The sequence below is a fragment of the Pseudonocardia xinjiangensis genome, assembly GCF_050948425.1.
GTDB lineage: Bacteria > Actinomycetota > Actinomycetes > Mycobacteriales > Pseudonocardiaceae > Pseudonocardia > Pseudonocardia xinjiangensis.
Window position 1 is genome coordinate 727,779 of record NZ_CP192009.1, and the last position, 20,585, is coordinate 748,363.

Genomic DNA, 20,585 nt, shown 5'->3' on the forward strand with positions numbered 1-20,585 from the left:
GGTTAGCCTCGTGAGGTGCGGAGACTGCGATGACGGACCAGCCGTTGGCTCTGGTCGTCGACGACGACGTGACAGTGCGGGACGTGGTGACGCGCTACCTCGACCGCGCGGGCTATCGCATCGAGGTGGCGGGCGACGGCGAGCAGGCGCTGCGCGCCGTGGCGGGCCGCGTCCCCGACGTCGTGATCCTCGACCTCATGCTGCCCCGCCTCGGCGGCCTGGAGGTCTGCCGCCGGCTGCGCCGGGAGCGCACCGATCTGCCGATCGTGATGCTCACCGCGCTCGGCGAGGAGGAGGACCGTGTCCTCGGCCTCGAACTGGGCGCCGACGACTACGTGACGAAGCCGTTCAGCCCTCGCGAGCTGGTGCTGCGGGTGGCGTCGGTGCTGCGCAGGTCCCGGGAGGTTCCCGGGCGGGAGGGCGGCACCGCGCTCGTGGTCGACGGCGATCTGAGCGTCGATGTCGCGGGCAGGCGCGCCTCCCTCGGTGAGCGCCCGCTGGCGCTCACCGTGCGGGAGTTCGACCTGCTGGCGTTCCTGGTGCGCAGGCCCGGTCAGGTCTTCACCCGCGCTGAGCTGCTGGAGCAGGTCTGGGGCTGGAACTTCGGCGACCAGTCCACCGTCACCGTCCATGTGCGCAGGTTGCGGGAGAAGATCGAGACCGACCCGACGAAGCCAACGCGCATCGCCACCGTGTGGGGGGTCGGCTACCGCTACGACGGGAACACACCGGCATGAGGGAGCAGCTGCACGCGGTGGTTCCGGTGGCACTGGCGTTCTCCGTGCCGGTCGCCGCGCTCGGCGCGCTGCTGCTGCACCGGATGCGCCGCCGCTCGATCACGGCGGCGGTCACCGTGCTGGTGCTCGTGCCGGTGCTCGCCGCACTGGTCGGCGTGATCGGGGTCAGCGGCTTCATGTACACCCCGCAGCTCGCCGGCGCCGTCGTCGTGTGCGGCGCGGTCGCGGTCGTCACGGTGCCCGCGGCGATGATGCTCGGGCGGGGGATCGCCAGCGACGTCATGTGGCTGCACGAGGCCCGCGACGCCGAACGCGCCGCCGAGGCGTCCCGCCGCGAGCTGGTCGCCTGGATCAGCCACGACCTGCGCACGCCGCTCGCCGGCATCCGGGCGATGAGCGAGGCGCTCGCCGACGGGGTCGTGGCCGAGCCCGACGAGGTGGCCGAGTACGCCCGGCGGATCCGCGGGGAGACCGTGCGCCTGTCCGGAATGGTCGACGACCTGTTCCAGCTCTCCCGGATCACCTCCGGTGCGCTGCAGCTGACGCTGTCGGCGGTGCCGCTGCAGGAGGTCGTGTCCGAGGCCGTGGCCGTCGAAGGGGTGGCCGCGGCGCGCAAGGGCGTCGTCGTGCGGGCCGAGGAGCACGGCATGTGGCCGGTGGTGCTGGGCAGCGACCCCGAGCTGGCGCGCGTGGTGCGCAACCTCCTGTCCAACGCGATCCGGCACACACCTCCCGACGGCGCCGTCGTCGTGGCGGCCGGGGTCACCGGCGACATGGCCTGGCTGCGCGTCGACGACGCCTGCGGCGGCATCCCCGAGGAGGACCTGGAGCGGGTGTTCGACGTCGCCTTCCGCGGCGTCACCGCCCGCACACCCGAAGAGCGGTCCGGTGGTGGCCTCGGGCTCGCGATCGCCCGGGGGCTCGTCCAGGCGCACGACGGGATGATCCACGCCCACAACCACGGCCCCGGCTGCCGGTTCGAGGTGCAGCTCCCGCTGGCGTCGGTGGGCGGCGGCCGCTGACCGCGGCCGCCCCCCGCCGACGGCGTCAGGCAGGAGCGACGGAGCGCCGCAGCGGCTCGGCGGCGAACGCCCGCACGCCGTCGTCGAACGACACGGCGGCCCGGAAGCCCAGCAGGGCGCCGGCACGGGCCGGGTCGGCGACGACGTGCCGGACGTCACCGGGCCTGCTGCCCCCCGCGATGACCGGCGGGGGACCGTCCACGGCGGCGGACAGCGTCCTGGCCAGGTCACCGATGGTGTGCGGCTCGCCGGAGCACACGTTGACCGGCACCAGCACACCGGCGGCCGCCGGCCGCCCGAGAGCCAGCGCGTTGGCCGCGGCCACGTCGGTCACGTGCACGAAGTCGCGGCGCTGGCGGCCGTCCTCCAGCACCCGGGGTGCCTCCCCGCGCGCCAGCGCCGACCGGAAGATCGACGCGACGCCCGCGTAGGGGGTGTCGCGGGGCATCCGCGGCCCGTAGACGTTGTGGTAGCGCAGCGACCAGACGGAGCCGCCGGTCTGGCGGGCCCACGCGGCGGCGAGATGCTCCTGGGCGAGCTTGGTGGCCGCGTAGGTGGAGCGGGGGTCGAGCGGGGCGTCCTCGGGGACGAGACCGGGTGCGAGCGCTCGCCCGCACAGAGGGCAGGGGGGCTCGTACCGGCCGGCGTCCAGATCCTCGTTGCGTCGGGGGCCGGGGCGCACCGACCCGTGTTCGGGACACTCGTAGTGCCCCTCGCCGTACACCACCATCGACCCCGCCAGCACCAGCCGGGCGATCCCGGCCTCGTGCATGGCGGCGAGCAGCACCGCGGTGCCGTAGTCGTTGTGGCCGGCGTACGCAGGCGCATCCGACGGGTCGACGCCGTGTCCGACCATCGCCGCCTGGTGGCACACGGCGTCGACGCCGGGCAGCAGGCGGGCCAGCAGTGCGTCGTCGCGCACGTCACCGCGGACGAACTCGTGGTCGCGCGTCCACTCCGGTGCCTCCGACCCGCCGTGGGCCTGGGGGAGGAGTGCGTCGAGCAGGACGATGTCGTGCCCCTCGGCGGCGAGCAGGTCGGCGATGTGCGAGCCGATGAACCCGGCTCCGCCCGTGATCAGGATGCGCACCTGACGATGCTAGGTGGCTCGAGCCGCGCTCCCGGCCGTGTGCGTCCCCCCGTTCGCGGTCGGTAAGAAGACGGGGTGGCCGGGCGCTCCTGCGGGTCCCGCTACGGTGAGCGCCATGGAGATGGCGCCGCCCCAGATCGGTCGAGCTCTCGTGGTGATCGTGGACGACCGGGTGAGCCACGGGGAACGTGAGGATGCCATCGGACCGCTCGTCACCGAGCTGCTCGAGGAAGCCAAGCTCGTGGTCGACGCGGTGGTGGTCGTGCCGGGAGACCCGGTGGCGATCCGCAACGCGCTCAACACCGCGGTGATCGGCGGGGTCGACCTGGTGGTCACCGTCGGAGGCACCGGCGTGTCGCCGCGCGACGTCACCGCCGATGCCACCGCGGGCGTGCTCGACCGCCCGATCCCCGGCATCGCCGAGGCCATCCGCGCCTCCGGGCTCGCCGCGGGAGCGGTGGACGCGGGGCTGTCGCGCGGGCTCGTCGGCGTGTCGGGCAGCACCCTCGTGGTGAACCTCGCCCCGTCACGCGCGGCCGTCCGTGACGGGATGGCCACGCTCACCCCGCTCGTGGGACACGTGATCTCGGAGCTGTCCGGGCTCGGTTGAGCGCGCCCGCGCAACGGGAGCGTCGACCGGCGGTCAGCCGGTCGGGCCGGGGATGGTGCCGGGTCCACCGGTGCCGCGACCGTCGGTGTCGGTGGCCTCCGGGTTGGTGGCCGCCGGCGTGATCGGCCCGCCGGTGTGCCCGGTGACGTCGTCCGGCACGGGCGGCACGATCACAGGGCCGGGCGGCTCGGTGGCGCCGGTTCCGGGTGCGGTGGTTCCGGGCGCCGTGGTGCCGGGCGCTGTGGTGCCCGGCCGCCTGTCGAGCGACTCGCCCACCTTCGCGGTGACGCCCTCGATCTTCTCGTGGTAGCGGCCGCCGGTGGCCTTGTCCACCTTGGCGGCCGCGGTGTCGACGGCCCGGCCCGCCGCGTCGGCGGCGCGGTCGAGATAGCCGGGCGCCTTCTCCCGTGCCGCATCGGAGAGCTCGACGGCCTTGACGGCGGCCTTCTCCGAGTACACCCCCGCCTTCTCCAGAGCGACGTCCGCGAACTCCTTGGCCTTCTCCGTGAGTCCCATCCCCCCATGGTGGCATCACCGGTGCAGGATGGTGGGGTGGAGATGTCGGATCGGGCGCGACGCAGGCTCGACGAGGTGTTCGGGGACGTCCTGCCGTCCACCACCGCCGACGAGCGGGACGACCGCGACGAGCCGGCTGCTGCGGTCGCCGACGAGGAACTGCTCGTCAACCGGCCGCCGCACCACGACCGGGACTGACCTCGGCTCTCAGCTGCTGCGCTGCTGGGCGCGGAGCAGGTCGCGGATCTCGGTGAGCAGCTCGACGTCGGTGGGCGCGGCAGGCCCGGGCTCGATCCCGCGCCTGCGCCGTTCCTGCAGGGCCCGGAGCGGGTAGACGATCACGAAGTACACCACCGCGGCGACGATGAGGAAGTTGAGCGCCGCGCTGAGGACGGCCGCGAAGTCGATGTAGGTGCTCTCCTTGCCACCGACCAACTGGACCCCGAAGCCGGGGCTGCTCGGTGGCGTGACCGCGTTGATCAACGGCTGGATGATGCCGCTGGTGAAGGCGGTGACGATCGAGCCGAACGCGGCGCCGATCAGCACGGCAACGGCAAGGTCGACGACGTTGCCGCGCAGGACGAAGTCCTTGAAACCCTTGATCACGCTAGCGGAGGGTAACGGCGACCTGTTCGGTGAGCGAGGCGGCCGCCACTCGCGCCGCCTGCCCCGGTGGCGCGCCGACGAGCACCAGCCGCCCGGAGGATCCGCGGTCCTCCGGCAGCACGGCCAGCACCGTGGCGCCTGCGGCGAGCACGAGCGGCTCGTCGGTGTGCGCTCCGACGGTGACGACGTCGACGCGGTTGCCCGGCACGAGCACCGCAGCAACTCCGGCGTCGGCCAGCCGGACGGGCACGGCCGCTCCGCGATCGCCACCCGCGGCGATGCCCGCGCCGGCGAACCGCACGTCGGTGAGGGGCTCGCCCGGACGGGCGCCCCCGACGAGCACGCGGCCCTCGGCGTCCGACACGTCGCGAACCGAGCCTGTGGGGGCGAGCCCGGCGGGCCACTCGCGCACGGCGAGGTGCTCGGCCCGCAACGTGCTGCCGGCCGGGATGTCGGCCGTGGTGACCACCAGCGGGACGCCGCTCGCGCCGGTGCGGGGCGCGAGCGCCAGTACGAGCGCAGCGGCGGCGAGCACTGCCGCTGCGGTGCGGCGGAGCAGGGCCAGCCTGCGCCACCCCGGCCCGGCCGCCAATGCGCCCAGGCGATCATGCAGGCGCGGGGCGAGCCGGGCTCTGGTCATGGCACGACGCTAGAGCGCCGTCACTGCCGGACCCGGCCGATCACCGGACCTGTGGACAACAGGACCGGGATGTGGACAACCACCCGGCCGGACCGGTCAGAAGGCTGCGTCAGGAGGCTGCGGCGGCCGGAGCGCTGCTGGAGGACGAGCTGCTCGACGAGGAGCTCTCCTTGCTGCTGCTGCTGGACGCGCCGGAGCCGTTGGACTCGGACTTGGCCTCGGTCTTCGTCTCGGTCTTCGTGTCGCTCTTGGCCGACTCGGACGCGGTGGTGCCCGCCCGGCTGTCGGTGCGGTAGAAGCCGCTGCCCTTGAACACGATCCCGACGGACGAGAACACCTTGCGAAGGCGCCCGGTGCACACGGGGCAATCGGTCAGCGACGGGTCGCTGAAGGACTGCACTGCCTCGAACCGGTGGTCGCAGGCGGTGCAGGCGTACTGGTAGGTCGGCACGTGTCCCTCCGGACTGGCACTCGACGAGCTGGCACTCGAACGCACTGAGTGCCAGCATAACTCTCCCGGATCACTCCCTGTTCCCCAGAGGAGCCCCACCGAGCGGAGTGTGACCAGCGTCGGCGAGGAGCGCTGCCGTCACCAGCCGGTCGTGCGGTTCGGCGGGCAGCTCGGCCACCAGTTCCTCGTCGTTGAGCACCACCACGAGCGGGACCCCGGCGGTCGCCAGCGGCAGCGTGCGGTCGTAGTAGCCGCCACCCCGGCCGAGCCTGCGGCCGCTGCGGTCCGCGGCCAGCGCCGGCACCAGCACCAGGCGGGCCGCGGCGATCGCGACGACCCCGCGCCGCGGTCCGGTCGGCTCCCGCAGCCCGAGCGGGCCGGCGGCGATGCTCTCCGCGCCGTCGTACCGGGCCCAGTCGAGCGGTCCCGCCGCCGCGGGCACCACCGGGAGCAGCACCTCGTGGCCTGCCTCGTGCAGGGCGGCCACCAGCTCGGGCGAGCCGGGTTCGAGACCCACCGGCAGGTACGCGCAGACCGGGCCGCCCGTGATCGCGGCGAGCCCCACCGCCGCCTCGGCGAGCGCCACCGCCCGGGCGGCGCGCACCTCCGCCGGAAGAGCCCGGCGAGCCGCGACGATGCGGGTGCGCCAACGGTTCTTCTCCGCGACGACCGCCCGTTCGGTCCGATTCGCGCGTGCCGTCACGCGGCCACGCTACCGGCGCCGATAGGCTCGCCGACCATGGATGAGGCTACGACCGACCCTTCGGCACAGACCGCGCTGCCGTTCCGCTCGGCCGTGGTTCCGGCCGCGGGTCTGGGCACTCGGTTTCTGCCCACGACCAAGACCGTGCCCAAGGAACTGCTGCCCGTCGTCGACACGCCGGGCATCGAGCTGGTGGCGGCCGAGGCCGCCGAGGCCGGAGCCGAGCAGCTGCTGATCGTCATCTCCCCGGGCAAGGACGCGGTCGCCGCGCACTTCGCCGACTCCTCCGAGCTGGAGAAGGAGCTCCACGCGCGGGGCAAGGAGAAGCTGGTGGCGAAGGTCCGCCGCGCCCACGAGCTGATCGCTGTGCGCACGGTCACCCAGGACGAGCCGAAGGGCCTCGGCCACGCCGTCGGCTGCGCGCGCGACGCCATCGGCCCCGACGAGGAGGCCTTCGCGGTCCTGCTGCCCGACGACCTGGTCCTGCCCACGGGCGTGCTCGCGAAGATGGCGGAGGTGCGGGCGCAGTACGGCGGAAGCGTGCTCTGCGCGTTCGACGTCCCGCGCGAGCAGATCTCGGCGTACGGCGTGTTCGAGGTGACCGACACCGGCGACGACGACGTCAAGCGCGTGCACGGGATGGTGGAGAAGCCCGAGCCCGAGGAGGCACCCTCCACCTACGCCGCCGCCGGGCGCTACCTGCTGGACCGCGCAATCTTCGACGCCCTGGACCGCATCACCCCCGGTTCCGGCGGGGAGCTGCAGCTCACCGACGCGGTCGCACTGTTGATCTCCGAGGGGCACCCCGTGCACGTGGTGGTGCACCGCGGCGGCCGGCACGACCTGGGCAACCCGGGCGGCTACGCGCGGGCGTTCGTCGACTTCGCCCTGGACGACCCGGACTACGGTGCCGACCTCCGCGCCTGGCTGACCAGCCGCCTGAACGGCTGACCTCCCGTGCGATCGGTCGACGAGCAGCTCGAGCGGGTGCTGACGAGCGCGGTCAAGCCGGCTCCCGTGCGGGTGGCCATCTCCGAGGCGCACGGGCTGCGGTGTGCGGAAGAGGTCGTGGCGGCGCGACCGTTGCCCGGCTTCGACCAGGCGGCGATCGACGGCTACGCCGTGCGCAGCGTCGACCTCGCCGGAGCCACCGAGCACGACCCGGTCTCGGTGCCGGTGGTCGGGGAGATCCCGGCCGGGTCGCGCCAGCCCCTGCGGCTGCAGCCGAGGCAGGCGGTGCGGGTGGCGGCCGGGGCGCCGCTGCCGACGCTGGCCGACGCCGTCGTCCCGATCGGGTACACCGACGCGGGCAGCGCCCGCCTGTCGGTGCACCAGGGCGTGCCGTCGGCCGCGTTCGTCCGGCGGGTCGGTGAGGACGTGCAACCCGGCGACGTGGTGGTGCGCCGCGACTCGGTGATCGGCGCGGCGCAGGTGGCCATGCTCGCCGCGGCGGGCCGCGACAAGGTGCTCGTCCACCCGAAGCCGCGGGTGTCGGTGATCTCCGTGGGCGACGAGCTGGTGGACCTGGCGCGCACCCCCGGCGCCGGGCAGGTGGCCGACGTCTGCTCCCATGCGCTCACCGCCGCCGCCCGCGAGGCCGGAGCGGAGACGGCGAGGGCCGGTCTCGTCCGTGCCGACGCCCGCGACGTCAGCACCGCGATCCAGGGCAGGCTCCCGTTCAGCGACGTGATCGTCGTGTGCGGGTCCGTCGGCGGGGCAGCGGGCGCCGAGGTGCACGCCGCGTTCGCCGGGCTCGGCGACCTCGACATCACGCGCGTCGCGATGCACCCGGGGTCCACCCAGGGGTTCGGGCGGCTCGGCCCGGACGGCGTGCCGACCTTCCTGTTCCCCTCGTACCCGGCCACGGCCCTGCTCCTGTTCGAGGTGATGGTGCGTCCGCTGGTGCGGCTGGCGCTCGGTCGCAGCGACCCGCACCGGCGCACGCTGTCGGCCAGGCTCACCTCACCGGTCAGCTCCGTCGCGGGGCGCCGGGGGTACCTGCGCGGCAGGCTGCTGCGCGAGGAGGCCACCGGTGACTACCTCGTTCAGCCGCTCGGCACGTCCGGTACGCACCTGTTGTCGTCGATCTCCGATGCCAACGGGCTGATCATCTTGCCGGAGCACATCACCGAGGCCACAGTGGACGAGGTGGTCAGTGTGGCGTTCCTGCCGGCTCCGGCCTGAGCCTGCGATGGCGCATGCCTACCCGGCTCCGATCACCGGACGCCACCCCGGCTGGCCCGCGTCGTTCGGCGCCCTCCGGGTCCCCGCCGGGGTGGTGGCGCTGCGACCGGTACGGCTGCGCGACGCCGGGACGTGGTCGGAGATCCGGATCCGCGACGAGGGCTACCTCGCGCCGTGGGAGCCGACGACGCCGGGGGGCTGGGCCCAACGGCACGCCGTGAGCGAGTGGCCGGCGCGCTGGCTGCAGCTGCGGGGGGCGGGCAGGCGAGGCGCCGTGCTGCCGTTCGCGATCACGCTCGACGGGCGGTTCGTCGGGCAGGTGATGGTCGGCAACATCGTGCGCGAGCCGCTGCTCTCGGCCTACGTCGGATACTGGGTCGACTCCACCGTGGCGGGCCACGGCGTCACCACGGCCGCCGTGGCGCAGGTGGTGGACCACTGCTTCAGCCGGGTCGGCCTGCACCGGCTGGAGGCCACCGTCCGGCCGGAGAACGTCGCGAGCCTCCGCGTGCTGGCGAAGCTCGGGTTCCGCAGGGAAGGCCTCTTCCAGCGCTATCTGGACGTCGACGGCGCCTGGCGGGATCATTGCTGCTTCGCGCTGACGATCGAGGAGCTCGGGCCGGGCGGCCTCACGGCCCGGGTGGTCGCCTCCGGCCGGGCCGAACGGGTCTGACCACGCTCTGCGACCAACGCGTGGTCTTCATGTCCTCACAATGTTCACATCCGTCACAAGGACACCCTGCTGCACAGGAGTGAACCCGGCCGCCACGGCGCGTCGCCGCCCGTACCCCGCTCCGCCTCACTACCGTTGGACGTTGGGGAGCGATCTTGGTTGGGGAGACCGGGATCGTTACCGGACTGCGCCGTGGGGAGGAAGCAGCCGTGCCGAGCTCGATGATCTTCGCGAGCCTGGTTGTGCTCTGGTTGCTGATCCTCGTGCCCGCTGTCGCGCGAGCCCGCCAGGAGGTGGCGCGCCCTAGTGTGGCAGCGCTCTCCGGGCGGGTGCTCGAGCGGCCGCGGCAGCGTCACGGTCCGGATGTGAGCCGCGAACTGGAGGTGGACGTGGACGACGTGGACGAGGTGGAGGACGAGGACACCCCGACCGCCCGGACGGACCACGAGGACGCCGACGAGGACCGGGACGACGAGGCGTACGTCGACGACCGCGAGTGGGAGCGGCCGCCCCCGCGGTACCGGCCCGGCCGGGGCGGGTTCGACCCCGAGGCCGCTGCCCTCGCCGCGCGTGCCCGTTACGCGTTCCGGCAGCGGGTCGTGCTCACGATGCTGATCGTCGCGCTCGTCACCGGTGTGGTCGCCGCGATCTCCGTGCCGACGGTCTGGTGGCTGCACGGTGTGGTCGACGTCATGCTGATCGGGTACCTCGTCTACCTGCGCCGCCAGGTGCGTCTCGAGGAGGCGATCCGCGAGCGCCGGGCCGCGAGGATGGCGGGCACCCGGCGCCCGCAGTCCGCCGACGACCCCGAGCTGGACGAGTGGGCCCGCCGAGGGCGCGAGGCGATCCGGCGGCCGGCGCCCGACCGGCACGACGACGAGCACGACCGGTACGACGAGGACGGCTACCACACCGAGCACCACGAGTCCGATCCCGACGACATCGATCCCGGGCCCGACGCGGACGGACCGGGCTCGGAGCGGGTGCGCGGGGCGGGAGAACCGCTGGGCCGCCACGGCGACGCGGCCGACCCGCTCCCCGACCCCGTGGAGGGCGAACCCGCGCTGCCCCGCCTGCGCCCCGCTCCGCCCCCGCCGCTCCCGGCGGGAACGGCGCTGGTCGATGCCAGCGAGGCCGATCTCGAGCTGCACGACCTCGCCGGGCCGACCCGGCCCGACTACCGCCGTGCGGCGGGGGAGTGACCGGCTGATAGGGTTTTCTTCGTCCGGCGGAGACGGCGGACACGGGGCTGTGGCGCAGTTGGTAGCGCGACTCGTTCGCATCGAGTAGGTCAGGGGTTCGATTCCCCTCAGCTCCACCGAGTCGACCGAACCCGGCAGCGGAAGCTGCCGGGTTCTCTGCGTCGGCGGGGTGGCTGACCAGCCCTGCGCGCACGGCGCGGCATCTGCGAGGAGGCCCTCGGGTGCCGTCCGGGAGAATCATCCGGTGCCGAGATTCCGCCGTACCGTCATCCTTGCCGTGCTCGCCCTGATCGTGGGTGGGCTCGCCGCGCTGGCGGTCGCCGATCCGTTCCACCTGCGCCATGCGCGATGGTTCACGGCGGGGCTGGTGCTGCTCGCGCTGCTGCTGCTCACCTCGGCGTTCGCCGTGGCCGTCCGCCGTGGCCTGGCGCGCGTGCTCGTGCTGGCGGTGGGTGCGATCGCCGTACTCGGCTGGGCGACGGTGGTGTGGACGGCGTCGCAGGTGGCGGGGATCGACCAGACGGTGTCCGAGGTGGCCGACGGTGGCCGGCGCCTGGTGGTGGTGGAGGGGGCGCCCTACGCCATCGACCCCATCTACGCCGTGGTGATCCGCGCCGGCAGTGGGCCGTTCGAGCAGGAGTCGATCGTCTACCAGGGGGTCGAGGAGGCGCCGGCGCCCGCCGACGTCCGGTTCGTCGACTCCGACACCGTCGAGGTGCGCACCGCCGGCGGGTGCATGTACCGCTCGGAGGTGGAAGGGGTGACGCTCGCCGTCGACCCGGTGCACCGGCCGTTGCGGGCCGACGGCTGCTGATCACGGGAGTGGGATCTCGGCCTCCGCGATGCTCGTGGGCGGGACGAGGCCGGCATCGCCGGGTTGCAGGACGACCATGACGAACCGCACGGGGGCGGCGCCGGAGCCAGCAGGCGCCTCGTTGCTGTAGCGGTGCGGGGCGTGGGCCTGGAAGAGGACGGAGTCGCCCGCCTCCAGGTGCTGGACGGTGCTGCCGACGCGCACGGTCAGGCGGCCGGAGAACACCGAGAGGACCTCGCGGGTGCCCATCGGGTGTGCCTCGCCGTCGAAGCCGTCGCCGGGCTGCAGCGTCCAGTCCCACAGTTCGACCACGTCGGGTGGGTCGGTGCCGATCCGGAAGACGGCGTTGCTGCCCGCGGCGCTGCTCCACAGCCGGGCCGCCTCTGCCCCGCGGCGGACGACGACCCGCGGCTCGGCGTCCCCATCGACGAGCGAGGCCACCCCGACCCGCAACGCCGCGGCCAGCCCGACCAGGGTGGCGATGCTCGGGTTGCCCCGGGCCGTCTCGATCTGGATCACCGTGCCCCGGCTGACGCCCGCCGCGGCGGCGAGCGCGTCGATGGTCATCCGCCGCTGCTGGCGCAGGGAGCGGACGTTGCGGCCGACCGTGGTGGCCACGTCCTCGGGAGACTGCACGCCGGTCAGTATGCCGTACTGCGTCGGATAGTTAATTGTACTTCTCGCATTCTCGAACTACCGTCCAGTGTGTTGACCTGATGGGTACGTTCTACTGAACTGAGGTCCGATGTCCGTCCCTGTCGCGCTCCCGGCGGCGCTCTCCTACGGCGTGGCCGACTTCGCCGGCGGGCTCGCCGCCCGGCGCGCTCCCGTCCTCGTCGTGACGCTGGTGGCGCAGGCCGCCGGGCTGCTGACCCTGCTGCCGGCGGCGTGGCTGCTGCCCGGGCACCCGTCGGCCGCCGCGATCGGCCTGGGTGTGCTGGCCGCCATCGGCGGGACCAGCGGGTTGCTGCTCTACCTCCGCGCGCTCGCGGTCGGCCCGATGGGCGTGGTCGCGCCGCTGTCCTCGGTGGTCGGCGCCGGACTCCCGCTCGCGGTCGGCGTGCTGACCGGGGAGCGCCTCGGGACGCTCACGGTGGTGGCGATCGTCGTGGCGCTGGTGGCCATCCTGATGGCCACCGCGGGCACCCGGCGGGACGCCGCGGCGACCACGGGCATCCTGCTCGGGCTCGCCGCCGGCGTCGGCTTCGGCCTGTTCTTCGTCGGCCTCGGGTCGACACCGGACGACTCCGGGCTCTGGCCGCTGCTCGCGGGCCGGGTCGTCTCCGTGATGGTCGTGGGCGCGCTGGTGCTGCGGCACCGGCTGCCGCTGCGCCCGGGCGTCCGCCCGGTCGTCCGGCTCCGCCAGACGGTCGGCGCGGCCCGGCCGGTGACCGAGCAGGCGCCCGCGCCGTTGCCCGCGCGCTGGATGATCGTCAGTGGTGTCTTCGACAGCGCTGCCAATGTGCTGTTCCTGCTCTCCGCGCGGCTCGGCGACCTGGCCGTGAGCGCCGTGGTGGTGTCGCTCTACCCGGTGGTGGTCGTGCTGCTGGCGCGCGTGGTGCTCCGCGAACGGCTCACCGTGATGCAGCTGGTGAGCGCCGCGCTCGCGCTCGGGGCGAGCGTGCTGCTCGCGGTGGCATGACCGTCGGTCAGGCGCGCCAGGACGGCAGCCACAGCTGCGCGTCCCACATCTCCGCGGTGATCGGCTCGCCGACCAGGATCGGCCACAGCCAGATGAAGTTGGCGACGACCCCGCCCACCCACAGGCCGACGACCAGCAGGCCCGTCTGGCGGCGCTCGCGCGACGCGTTCGACCTGCCCAGGATCTCGCCCATCACCAGCGCCGTGCCGAGGATCAGGAACGGGACGACGGGGGTCATGTAGAAGAAGTACATCTGGCGGTTGATGTCGGCGAACCACGGCAGGATGCCGGCCGCGTAGCCCACCACCACGGCGCAGTAGCGCCAGTCGAAGCCGGTGAAGATGCGCCACAGCGACCACGCGAACACCCCGAGCGACGGCCACCACAACGCGGGCGTGCCGATCAGCATCACCGCGCTGATGCACGACGAGGCGCCGCAGCCCGTGATCTGGCTGCCCGAGGAGTAGTAGTAGAGCATCGGACGCAGGCCCATCGGCCAGGTCCACGGCTTGGACTCCCACGGGTGCACGCCGCTGGCCTGGGTGGTGAGGCCGGTGTGGAACTCCAGCACCTTGCCGCTGTAGTACCAGAGCCCGCGCAGCGCGTCGGGGACGAACGACCAGGGTCCGCCGGTCCCCACCTTCACGCCGACGGCGTACCGGTCTATGGAGGTCTCGCTGCCGAACCACGCCCACCACGCCGCCAGGTAGGCCACAACCGGGATCAGGGCCAGCGCCCAGAGCGCGGGCGCGAGGTCGCGCCGCAGCGTGCCCAGCCACGGCCGCTCGACGCCTGCGGCGCGCCGGGCCGCGAGGTCCCAGAACACGGCGAGCACGGCGAAGGCCGCGAGCCAGTACACGCCCGACCACTTGACCGCGCACCCCAGCCCGAGCAGCACGCCGGTGGCGAAGCGCCACCACCGCACGCCCAGCCGTGGACCGTACGGGGAGTCGTGCATCCGGCCCTCGGTGATCACGATCGCCAGCCGGGCCCGCACGTCGTCGCGGTCGCGCACGAGCGTGGTGAACGCCGCCAGCACGAACAGGGCCGAGAACACGTCGAGCATGCCCATCCGCGACTGCACGTGCGACAGCCCGTCGCAGATCAGCAGCACCCCGGCGATACCACCGAGCAGCGTGGAGCGGGTGAGCCTGCGCCCGACCCGCACGATCAGCAGCACCATCAGCGTGCCGGCCAGTGCCGCGGCCGCGCGCCAGCCGAACCCGTCGTAGCCGAAGAAGAACTCCCCGAGCGCGATGAGCTGCTTGCCCAGCGGCGGGTGCACCACAAGCTCGTACCCGGGGTTGTCCTCGACGCCGCCGTTGCGCAGCATCTGCCAGGCCTGCGGCACGTAGTGCTTCTCGTCGAAGACGGGGGTGCCGCCGTCGGTGGGGCGGCCCAGCCCGGCGAACCGCACCGCCCCGGCGACGAGCGCCAGGGTGATCGCGACGATCCAGCCGCGGAGCCGGTCGGTCGGTGGGGGCGCGCCCAGCCGGACCGCCGGGTCGGCCGGGTGCAGGCCGGGCGCGGGGGCGTCGCCGATCGGCCGGTTGCCCGTGGGGGCGTCGGCGGTGGCTCGGGTGGCTGTGCCAGCTCGCGAGCGGTCGTCGCTGCGGGTGGCCACGTCGCCGATCGTAGGCTGCCAGCCATGTCTGCTGACCCGGTGTCCGGCCGTCTCGTGCTCGCGGCCACCCCGTTGGGTGACGCCGGGGACGCGTCGGCGCGCCTGCTGACCGCGCTTGCCACGGCCGACGTGGTGGCCGCCGAGGACACCCGGCGCCTGCGTTCGCTCGCCGCAGCGCTCGGTGTGACGGTGTCGGGCCGGGTGCTGAGCCACTACGACGCGGTGGAGGCCGCCCGCCTGCCCGGGCTGCTCGACGACGTCCGCGCCGGACGCACCGTGCTGGTGGTGACCGACGCGGGGATGCCCGCGGTGTCCGACCCCGGCTACCGGCTGGTCGCGGCGGCGGCGGCCGAAGGGCTGCCCGTCACGTGCCTGCCCGGGCCGTCCGCGGTGACCACGGCGCTGGTGCTCTCCGGCCTGCCCTGCGAGCGGTTCTGCTTCGAGGGCTTCGCGCCCCGGCGCGCCGGCGAACGCCGGAGGTGGCTCACCACGCTGCTCACGGAGCCGAGGGCGATCGTGTTCTTCGAGTCGCCGCACCGGCTGGCCGAGACGCTCGCCGACGCGGTCGACGTGCTGGGGCCCGAGCGCGGCGCCGCCGTCTGCCGGGAGCTGACCAAGACCTACGAGGAGGTGCTCCGCGGCCCGCTCTCCGAGCTCGCGGAGTGGGCGGCCGAGGGACCCGTGCGCGGGGAGATCACGGTCGTGCTGGCCGGCGCCGCGCCCTCCGCCGCGCCGCCCGTCGAGTCGCTGGTGGGAGCCGTCGAGGAGCGGGTGGCCGACGGCGAGCGGCTCAAGGACGCGGTGGCGGTGGTGGCGCAGGCGGCAGGCGTGCCCAAGCGGGACCTCTACGAGGCCGCCCTCGCCGCCCGCTCCTGAAGCCGGCTGTCCGCACTGTCCATGGCGCCCGATTCGGGGCCTCGCGTTCACTGTGCGTTCAGACTCGAACGAGATCATCACACCATGACCGCTCCGAGCGGCCGGCGCTCCGGCAGGCGGGTTCTCAGCTGGCTGCTCGCGCTCGCCCTGCTGGGAGTGGTCGGGTTCGTCGTGATCCGCGACATCGGCGGCGACCAGCCGCAACCGGCGGCCCCGATCGTCGTCACCGGCGTGATCGGATCGGAGAAGCTGGCGTTCTTCGCCGACCAGCGCGTGCGCGACGTGTTCCGCTCCAACGGGCTCGATGTCCGCGTCGACCCCGCGGGTTCGCGCCAGATCGCCACCACCGTCCGGCTCGACGACTACGACTTCGCGTTCCCCTCCAGCTCCCCGGCGGCGGACAAACTGCTGGCCGAGCGCCCGGCCGCGCGTACGTACGCCCCGTTCTCCTCGCCGATGGCGGTGGCCACGTTCACCCCGATCGTCGACGTTCTCACACAGGCGGGCGTCGTCGCGCCGGGGACCTCGGCGTTCGACGTGCACCGCTTCCTGGCCCTCGCAGCCGCGGGCACCCGGTGGGACCAGCTGCCGGGCAACACGGCCTTCCCGGCGCGCAAGAACGTGCTGCTGTCGACGACGGCGCCGTGCCAGTCCAACTCCGCCGCCATGTACCTCGGGATCGCCTCCTACGCCGCCAACGCGGACTCCGTGGTCGCCGACCCGGCCGCGGCAGCGGCGGTGGTGCCCGCGGTCCAGCCGCTGTTCCGCGACCAGGGCTACCTGCCGCCGTCGACCGAAGTGCTCTTCGAGGACTACCTGTCGGCCGGGATGGGCCGAGTCCCGATGGCGCTGGTGTACGAGGCGCAGTACCTGGCGGAGGCGCTGTCGCCGGACCCGGTGCTCCCCGCCGACGCGCGCCTGCTCTACCCGAGGCCGACGATCTTCTCGCGGCACACGCTCGTGCCCCTCACGCCCGAGGGCGACCGGGTCGGCTCGTTGCTCACCACCGACGCGCAGCTCATCGCACTGGCCGCTGAGCACGGCTTCCGCCCCATCGACCCCAGGGCGTTCGCCGAGGCGGTGCGGAACCGCGGTCTGCCGGAGCCCCCCACGCTCGTCGACGTGGTGGAGCCGCCGTCGTACGACACATTGGAGGGGATGTTGACGAGCCTCGGGTGCACCCCGTGAGGCGGCTGACCGTGGCGGGCGCTGTGGTGGTCGCCCTGCTGGCCGGCTGCACGAGCGGGAGCCCGGCCGGCCCGGGGGCCGGACCGTCGGGCGAGCCGGTGACGCTGCGGGTACTCGCCGGGAGCGAGCTCGCGGACCTCGGCCCGGTGCTCGACGAGGCGGCCGCAGCCACGGGCGTGCGCGTCGCGCTCGACCCGGTCGGCACGCTGGACGGGGCGGAGGCCGTGGTGTCCGGAGCGGCGGCGGCCGGCCACGACGCGATCTGGTTCTCCTCCAACCGCTACCTGGCGTTGCAGCCCGAGGCGCAGGCCCGGCTCGGCACGGCCACCGACGTCATGTCCTCGCCCGTGGTGCTCGGTCTGCGGCGCTCGGTGGCCGAGCGCCTCGGCTGGGTGGGGCGGCCGGTGACCTGGGCGGAGATCGCCGCTGCTGCCGGTGCCGAGCAGTTCACCTACGGCATGACCGACCCGTCTGCGTCGAACTCGGGGTTCTCGGCCGTCGTGGCCGTGGCGACGGCGCTGGTCGGGGCCGGTTCGGCGCTCACCGCCCCGCAGGCGGCGTCGACTGCTCCGGCGCTGCGGGACTTCTTCGCCGCCCAGACGCTCGCCGCCGGGTCGTCCGGCTTCCTCCAGGACGCCTACGTCCGCCGCGCCACCGGTGCCGATCCGGGGGAGCCGGTGGACGGGCTGATCAACTACGAGTCGGTGCTGCTGGCGATGAACGCAGCGGGCGACCTCCCCGAGCCCCTCGAGCTGATCTACCCGGCCGACGGGGTCATCACGGCCGACTACCCGTTCACCGTGCTCGCCGGGGCCTCCGAGGAGGTGCGGGACGCGTACCGACGGCTGACCGAGTACCTGCGCACGCCGGATGTCCAACGCACGATCGCGAATCGCACGCACCGCAGGCCCGCCGTGCCGGGCGTCGCTCCAGCGCCGTCGTCGGCGCTCGTGGAGCTGCCGTTCCCCGGACAGGCCGACGTGGTCGACGCGCTGCTCACGAGCTACTTCGACAAGCTGCGGCGCCCGTCGCGCACCGTCTACGTCCTCGACACGTCGGGCTCCATGGAGCGCGAGGACCGCATCGGTGCGCTGCGGCGCTCGCTCGCGGGCCTGGCCGGGGCCGACCCGTCCCTCACCGCGCAGTACCGCCGGTTCCGGGGCCGCGAGGAGGTGACGCTGCTGCCGTTCAACAGCCTCGCGGGCAACCCGCAGACGTTCACCGTTGCCGAGGACGACCCGGGCCCGGACCGGCAGCAGATCGCGGACGCGGGCGCGGCGCTGCAGGCAGGCGGCGACACGGCGATCTACGACAGCCTGGAGAGCGCGTACCGGCTGGCGGAGCGACAGATCGCCGCCGACCCCGACCGGTTCACCTCGATCGTGCTGATGACCGACGGCGAGAACACGAGCGGCGCCGACATCGCAGCGTTCCGCGCCTACGTCGGCTCCCTCCCTGCGCAGCTGCGTGGCGTTCCGGTGTTCTGCGTGCTCTTCGGCGAGAGCAGCACGGCGGAGATGGAGGAGGTCGCGGAGCTGACCGGCGGCCGGACCTTCGACGCGCGCACGGTGCCGCTGGCGGAGGTCTTCCAGGAGATTCGCGGGTATGTCTGACCGTGCGGGTGGCGCGCGCCGCTACCTGGTGTCGCGGAAGAACATCGCCGGGATGGTCGGCGCGCTGGCCGGTGTGGGGCTGCACCTCGCCGGCGTGATCGGGGACGTCTGGCCGGTCGTGGCGGTCGGGCTGTACGGGGTGGGCGCGCTGGTCGGGCCCGCCGACCCGGCCGCGTCACCCCGGTTGACCGACGCGCTGCGCTACGACGCCGCGGCCCTCCTCACCCGCATCACGCCACGGTCCGAGGCCCTTCCGGCGGGCACGGTCCCCGCCGTCCGACGGATCGTCCAGGTCATGGGGCTCGTGCTCGACCGGCTCGACGAGGTGGGCGATCGGCCCGCCGACCGGGCGGCCGCTCCCGAGCGGCTCGCACTGGCGGCCGAGATCGTGCGGGTGGACCTGCCGATGTGCCTGGACACCTACCTGGGCCGCACGCCGTCGACGTCGGCGGAGCGGGCAGCCGGGGAGTTCGTGGCCCAGCTCCACCTGATCGCGGCGGCGGCCGACCGCCTCGCGGCCGAGGTCCCGGACATTCACGTCCAGCGCGCGGAAGACCTGACACGCGAGTTGCGCCGCCGTCACGGAGAACCGTGACGGGCGACCGCCCTCACCGCGACATGGTCACGTATCGCTGGTGAAAGGCCGACGAATCCGCGTCAGGTGACCATGTCGCGGAGGCTCGGGGTCAGTTGCCGGCCGAGGGGGCCGGCGCGGTGGACGGGCGCTTCGCGCGTGTCCAGCGCACCGCCGGCTCCACCACGCGGGCGGCCACCGGTCCGATCACCGCCATGAGCAGCACGTACGTGGTGGCGAGGGCGGCGAGGCGTTCGTCAACCGCCGCGTAGCCGACGGCCAGCCCGGCGATGACGATCGAGAACTCCCCGCGCGCCACCAGCGCCGCCCCGGCGCGGGCCCGGCCCAGTGACCCGATGCCCACCCGGCGCGCTGCCCACCACCCCGTGGCGAGCTTCGTCAGCGTGGTGGACACCGCGAGGACGACCGCCCAGCCGAGCACCGGCGGGATCGACGCCGGGTCGGTGTTGAGCCCGAACACCACGAAGAACACCGCGGCGAACAGGTCGCGCAGCGGCTCCAGCAGCTTGGTGGCGTTCTCCGCCGTGGAGCCGGAGATCGCGATGCCCAGCAGGAACGCTCCGACGGCTGCCGAGACCTGCATCGCGGAGGCGAAACCGGCCACCAGCAGCGCGGCACCGAGCACCTTGAGCAGGAAGACCTCACGGTCGGGGGAGTCGACGAGTGCGGACACGAACCGTCCGTAGCGCAGCGCCACCACGAGCACGACGGCGAGCACCGCGACCGAGATCCCGACCGCGGTCAGGCCGCCGACGAGGCTCACACCGATCAGCACCGCGGTGAGGATCGGCAGGTAGAGCGCCATCACGAGGTCCTCGAACACGAGGATCGACAGCACCACGGGCGTTTCGCGGTTGCCCAGCCGGCCCAGGTCCGAGAGGACCTTCGCGACGATCCCCGACGACGAGATGTAGGTGACGCCGGCCAGCACCAGCGCCCCGACCGGCCCCCAGCCCAGCGCGAGCGCCACGGCCGCCCCCGGCGCGGCGTTGAGGACGATGTCGAGGATCCCGGCCGTCCAGGACCGGCGCAGGCCGGTGACGAGCTCGGCTGCGGAGTACTCCAGCCCGAGCAGCAGGAGCAGGAGCACCACGCCGACCTCGCCCGCGAGGCTGGTGAAGCCTTCGATACCGCTGAGCGGGACGAGCCCGCCTGCGCCGAAGAAGAGCCCGCCGAGCAGGTAGAGCGGGATGGGGGACAGCCCGATCCGCCCGGCGAGGCGGCCCAGCAGTCCCAGTCCGAAGAAGACGGCCCCGAGTTCGATCAGTTCCAGCGCGGTGTGGTCCACCCGCGGTCAGCCCCGCTTGAGGATCTTGACAGCGTTGTCGAGCCCCTCCGACGTGCCGACCGTGACCATGAGGTCTCCGGCGGTCAGGGTGAAGTCCGGGGTGGGGCTCGGGTGCACCTGCCCGGCGCGCATCACGGCGACGACGGAGACGCCGGTGCGGGTGCGCAGGGCCGTGTCGCCCAGCGTGCGCCCGTCGAACGGGGGGCCGACGGGGATCTGGCGGGTGTGGATGCCGGGCAGGTCGCGGTGCTCCTCGGTGAGCTGGGCGACGAGCTGCGGGGCACCGAGCAGGTTGGCCAGGGCGCCGGCCTCGTCGACGGTGAGCGGCAGTTCCGCGAGGCAGGCGTCGGGGTCGTCCGACTTGGAGATGATCAGCTCGATCCTTCCGTCCCGGTGCGTGACCACGCCGATCCGTCTGCCGCCGCGGATCGCGAACTCCTTGCGCACACCGATTCCGGGCAGGGGCGTGACCTCAACGTTCACCCTGTCCACGGTAATGGAAGGGATCGCT

The 20,585-nt window shown here is 73.7% G+C and carries 24 protein-coding genes and 1 tRNA gene; 15 read left to right on the forward strand and 10 right to left on the reverse strand.

Features of this window, described 5'->3' with window-relative positions; all coding sequences use genetic code 11:
* Positions 1–29 precede the first annotated feature (29 nt).
* Together ACQPZA_RS03595 and ACQPZA_RS03600 are read left to right on the forward strand one after the other, a co-directional pair.
* Entirely contained in the window at positions 30–737 is a 708-nt protein-coding gene (locus tag ACQPZA_RS03595) for a response regulator transcription factor (protein ID WP_433278355.1), read from the forward strand.
* Positions 734–1,759: a sensor histidine kinase gene (locus ACQPZA_RS03600; protein WP_169396065.1), complete on the forward strand. Its 1,026-nt coding sequence runs from the start codon at positions 734–736 to the stop codon at positions 1,757–1,759. Before ACQPZA_RS03595 ends, ACQPZA_RS03600 begins: the two co-directional genes overlap by 4 nt.
* 25 nt (positions 1,760–1,784) lie before the next feature.
* Here ACQPZA_RS03600 and ACQPZA_RS03605 read toward each other — a convergent pair whose 3' ends face one another.
* Entirely contained in the window at positions 1,785–2,849 is a 1,065-nt protein-coding gene (locus tag ACQPZA_RS03605; RefSeq protein WP_433278357.1) for an NAD-dependent epimerase/dehydratase family protein, read from the reverse strand.
* A 121-nt stretch (positions 2,850–2,970) separates the two neighbouring features.
* On the opposite strand from ACQPZA_RS03605, the gene ACQPZA_RS03610 reads away from it, so the two are divergent.
* Positions 2,971–3,459, forward strand: coding sequence for a MogA/MoaB family molybdenum cofactor biosynthesis protein (locus tag ACQPZA_RS03610; protein WP_407692205.1), 489 nt, complete (start codon positions 2,971–2,973; stop codon positions 3,457–3,459).
* A 33-nt stretch (positions 3,460–3,492) separates the two neighbouring features.
* On the opposite strand, the gene ACQPZA_RS03615 is transcribed toward ACQPZA_RS03610, so the two are convergent.
* Positions 3,493–3,975 (reverse strand): Rv0909 family putative TA system antitoxin, encoded by a 483-nt coding sequence (locus ACQPZA_RS03615; RefSeq protein ID WP_433278359.1) that lies wholly within the window; start codon positions 3,973–3,975, stop codon positions 3,493–3,495.
* A gap of 36 nt (positions 3,976–4,011) precedes the next feature.
* Between ACQPZA_RS03615 and ACQPZA_RS03620 the strand changes: the two genes are divergently transcribed.
* Complete coding sequence (locus ACQPZA_RS03620; protein WP_246266316.1) at positions 4,012–4,173, forward strand: hypothetical protein; 162 nt, start codon at positions 4,012–4,014, stop codon at positions 4,171–4,173.
* Positions 4,174–4,182: 9 nt separating this feature from the next.
* On the opposite strand, the gene mscL is transcribed toward ACQPZA_RS03620, so the two are convergent.
* The 4 genes from mscL to ACQPZA_RS03640 all read right to left on the reverse strand — a co-directional run bounded on the left by mscL (position 4,183) and on the right by ACQPZA_RS03640 (position 6,375).
* Entirely contained in the window at positions 4,183–4,581 is a 399-nt protein-coding gene (gene mscL, locus ACQPZA_RS03625) for a large conductance mechanosensitive channel protein MscL (protein WP_433278361.1), read from the reverse strand.
* 1 nt (position 4,582) lies between these two features.
* Positions 4,583–5,221, reverse strand: coding sequence for an SAF domain-containing protein (locus ACQPZA_RS03630; protein WP_433278363.1), 639 nt, complete (start codon positions 5,219–5,221; stop codon positions 4,583–4,585).
* A gap of 109 nt (positions 5,222–5,330) precedes the next feature.
* Complete coding sequence (locus ACQPZA_RS03635; RefSeq protein ID WP_433278365.1) at positions 5,331–5,672, reverse strand: FmdB family zinc ribbon protein; 342 nt, start codon at positions 5,670–5,672, stop codon at positions 5,331–5,333.
* A gap of 70 nt (positions 5,673–5,742) precedes the next feature.
* A complete protein-coding gene (locus ACQPZA_RS03640) occupies positions 5,743–6,375 on the reverse strand; it encodes a 5-formyltetrahydrofolate cyclo-ligase (RefSeq protein WP_433278367.1) in 633 nt (210 codons plus the stop codon).
* A gap of 36 nt (positions 6,376–6,411) precedes the next feature.
* Between ACQPZA_RS03640 and ACQPZA_RS03645 the strand changes: the two genes are divergently transcribed.
* From ACQPZA_RS03645 to ACQPZA_RS03670, 6 genes are all read left to right on the forward strand, one after another.
* Positions 6,412–7,326: a UTP--glucose-1-phosphate uridylyltransferase gene (locus ACQPZA_RS03645; protein WP_433278368.1), complete on the forward strand. Its 915-nt coding sequence runs from the start codon at positions 6,412–6,414 to the stop codon at positions 7,324–7,326.
* Between the two features lie 6 nt (positions 7,327–7,332).
* Positions 7,333–8,559, forward strand: coding sequence for a molybdotransferase-like divisome protein Glp (gene glp, locus ACQPZA_RS03650; protein ID WP_169396056.1), 1,227 nt, complete (start codon positions 7,333–7,335; stop codon positions 8,557–8,559).
* A gap of 7 nt (positions 8,560–8,566) precedes the next feature.
* The gene (locus ACQPZA_RS03655; protein WP_433278370.1) at positions 8,567–9,232 is read left to right on the forward strand and encodes a GNAT family N-acetyltransferase; all 666 of its coding nucleotides are present in this window, start codon (positions 8,567–8,569) and stop codon (positions 9,230–9,232) included.
* A 209-nt stretch (positions 9,233–9,441) separates the two neighbouring features.
* On the forward strand, positions 9,442–10,434 hold the full coding sequence (locus ACQPZA_RS03660; RefSeq protein ID WP_433278372.1) for a gephyrin-like molybdotransferase receptor GlpR: 993 nt from the start codon (positions 9,442–9,444) through the stop codon (positions 10,432–10,434).
* Between the two features lie 43 nt (positions 10,435–10,477).
* Positions 10,478–10,550, forward strand: a tRNA-Ala gene (locus ACQPZA_RS03665).
* Positions 10,551–10,678: 128 nt separating this feature from the next.
* Positions 10,679–11,248, forward strand: a complete 570-nt coding sequence (locus ACQPZA_RS03670; protein ID WP_169399088.1) for a hypothetical protein — start codon at positions 10,679–10,681, stop codon at positions 11,246–11,248.
* Here ACQPZA_RS03670 and ACQPZA_RS03675 read toward each other — a convergent pair whose 3' ends face one another.
* On the reverse strand, positions 11,249–11,884 hold the full coding sequence (locus ACQPZA_RS03675; protein WP_211174978.1) for a helix-turn-helix domain-containing protein: 636 nt from the start codon (positions 11,882–11,884) through the stop codon (positions 11,249–11,251). It lies immediately after the preceding gene.
* 109 nt (positions 11,885–11,993) lie between these two features.
* Here ACQPZA_RS03675 and ACQPZA_RS03680 point away from each other — a divergent pair, with 109 nt between their 5' ends.
* Entirely contained in the window at positions 11,994–12,890 is an 897-nt protein-coding gene (locus ACQPZA_RS03680) for an EamA family transporter (protein ID WP_433278375.1), read from the forward strand.
* A gap of 7 nt (positions 12,891–12,897) precedes the next feature.
* On the opposite strand, the gene ACQPZA_RS03685 is transcribed toward ACQPZA_RS03680, so the two are convergent.
* Positions 12,898–14,433, reverse strand: a complete 1,536-nt coding sequence (locus tag ACQPZA_RS03685; RefSeq protein WP_433282666.1) for a dolichyl-phosphate-mannose--protein mannosyltransferase — start codon at positions 14,431–14,433, stop codon at positions 12,898–12,900.
* Positions 14,434–14,538: 105 nt separating this feature from the next.
* Between ACQPZA_RS03685 and rsmI the strand changes: the two genes are divergently transcribed.
* The 4 genes from rsmI (at position 14,539) to ACQPZA_RS03705 (ending at position 18,786) form a co-directional block, all read left to right on the forward strand.
* Complete coding sequence (gene rsmI / locus ACQPZA_RS03690; RefSeq protein WP_433278378.1) at positions 14,539–15,390, forward strand: 16S rRNA (cytidine(1402)-2'-O)-methyltransferase; 852 nt, start codon at positions 14,539–14,541, stop codon at positions 15,388–15,390.
* Positions 15,391–15,474: 84 nt separating this feature from the next.
* Complete coding sequence (locus tag ACQPZA_RS03695) at positions 15,475–16,578, forward strand: hypothetical protein (RefSeq protein ID WP_433278380.1); 1,104 nt, start codon at positions 15,475–15,477, stop codon at positions 16,576–16,578.
* The gene (locus tag ACQPZA_RS03700) at positions 16,575–18,191 is read left to right on the forward strand and encodes an extracellular solute-binding protein (protein ID WP_433278382.1); all 1,617 of its coding nucleotides are present in this window, start codon (positions 16,575–16,577) and stop codon (positions 18,189–18,191) included. Before ACQPZA_RS03695 ends, ACQPZA_RS03700 begins: the two co-directional genes overlap by 4 nt.
* Positions 18,184–18,786 carry a hypothetical protein gene (locus tag ACQPZA_RS03705; RefSeq protein ID WP_433278384.1) on the forward strand — a complete coding sequence of 201 codons (603 nt, stop codon included), beginning with the start codon at positions 18,184–18,186 and terminating at the stop codon, positions 18,784–18,786. The genes ACQPZA_RS03700 and ACQPZA_RS03705 overlap by 8 nt, the downstream gene beginning before the upstream one ends.
* A gap of 91 nt (positions 18,787–18,877) precedes the next feature.
* On the opposite strand, the gene ACQPZA_RS03710 is transcribed toward ACQPZA_RS03705, so the two are convergent.
* Positions 18,878–20,074, reverse strand: a complete 1,197-nt coding sequence (locus tag ACQPZA_RS03710; RefSeq protein WP_169399093.1) for a cation:proton antiporter — start codon at positions 20,072–20,074, stop codon at positions 18,878–18,880.
* 6 nt (positions 20,075–20,080) lie between these two features.
* Positions 20,081–20,557, reverse strand: coding sequence for a cation:proton antiporter regulatory subunit (locus ACQPZA_RS03715; RefSeq protein ID WP_169399094.1), 477 nt, complete (start codon positions 20,555–20,557; stop codon positions 20,081–20,083).
* Positions 20,558–20,585 lie beyond the last annotated feature (28 nt).

What these genes read in the sequence shown, in the direction of transcription:
- ACQPZA_RS03595 (WP_433278355.1), top strand. Translation starts at nt 30, where the DNA reads ATGACGGACCAGCCGTTGGCTCTGGTCGTCGACGACGACGTGACAGTG.
- ACQPZA_RS03600 (WP_169396065.1), top strand. Translation starts at nt 734, where the DNA reads ATGAGGGAGCAGCTGCACGCGGTGGTTCCGGTGGCACTGGCGTTCTCC.
- ACQPZA_RS03610 (WP_407692205.1), top strand. Translation starts at nt 2,971, where the DNA reads ATGGCGCCGCCCCAGATCGGTCGAGCTCTCGTGGTGATCGTGGACGAC.
- ACQPZA_RS03615 (WP_433278359.1), bottom strand. Translation starts at nt 3,975, where the DNA reads ATGGGACTCACGGAGAAGGCCAAGGAGTTCGCGGACGTCGCTCTGGAG.
- ACQPZA_RS03630 (WP_433278363.1), bottom strand. Translation starts at nt 5,221, where the DNA reads ATGACCAGAGCCCGGCTCGCCCCGCGCCTGCATGATCGCCTGGGCGCA.
- ACQPZA_RS03645 (WP_433278368.1), top strand. Translation starts at nt 6,412, where the DNA reads ATGGATGAGGCTACGACCGACCCTTCGGCACAGACCGCGCTGCCGTTC.
- ACQPZA_RS03655 (WP_433278370.1), top strand. Translation starts at nt 8,567, where the DNA reads ATGGCGCATGCCTACCCGGCTCCGATCACCGGACGCCACCCCGGCTGG.
- ACQPZA_RS03680 (WP_433278375.1), top strand. Translation starts at nt 11,994, where the DNA reads ATGTCCGTCCCTGTCGCGCTCCCGGCGGCGCTCTCCTACGGCGTGGCC.
- rsmI (WP_433278378.1), top strand. Translation starts at nt 14,539, where the DNA reads ATGTCTGCTGACCCGGTGTCCGGCCGTCTCGTGCTCGCGGCCACCCCG.
- ACQPZA_RS03695 (WP_433278380.1), top strand. Translation starts at nt 15,475, where the DNA reads ATGACCGCTCCGAGCGGCCGGCGCTCCGGCAGGCGGGTTCTCAGCTGG.
- ACQPZA_RS03705 (WP_433278384.1), top strand. Translation starts at nt 18,184, where the DNA reads ATGTCTGACCGTGCGGGTGGCGCGCGCCGCTACCTGGTGTCGCGGAAG.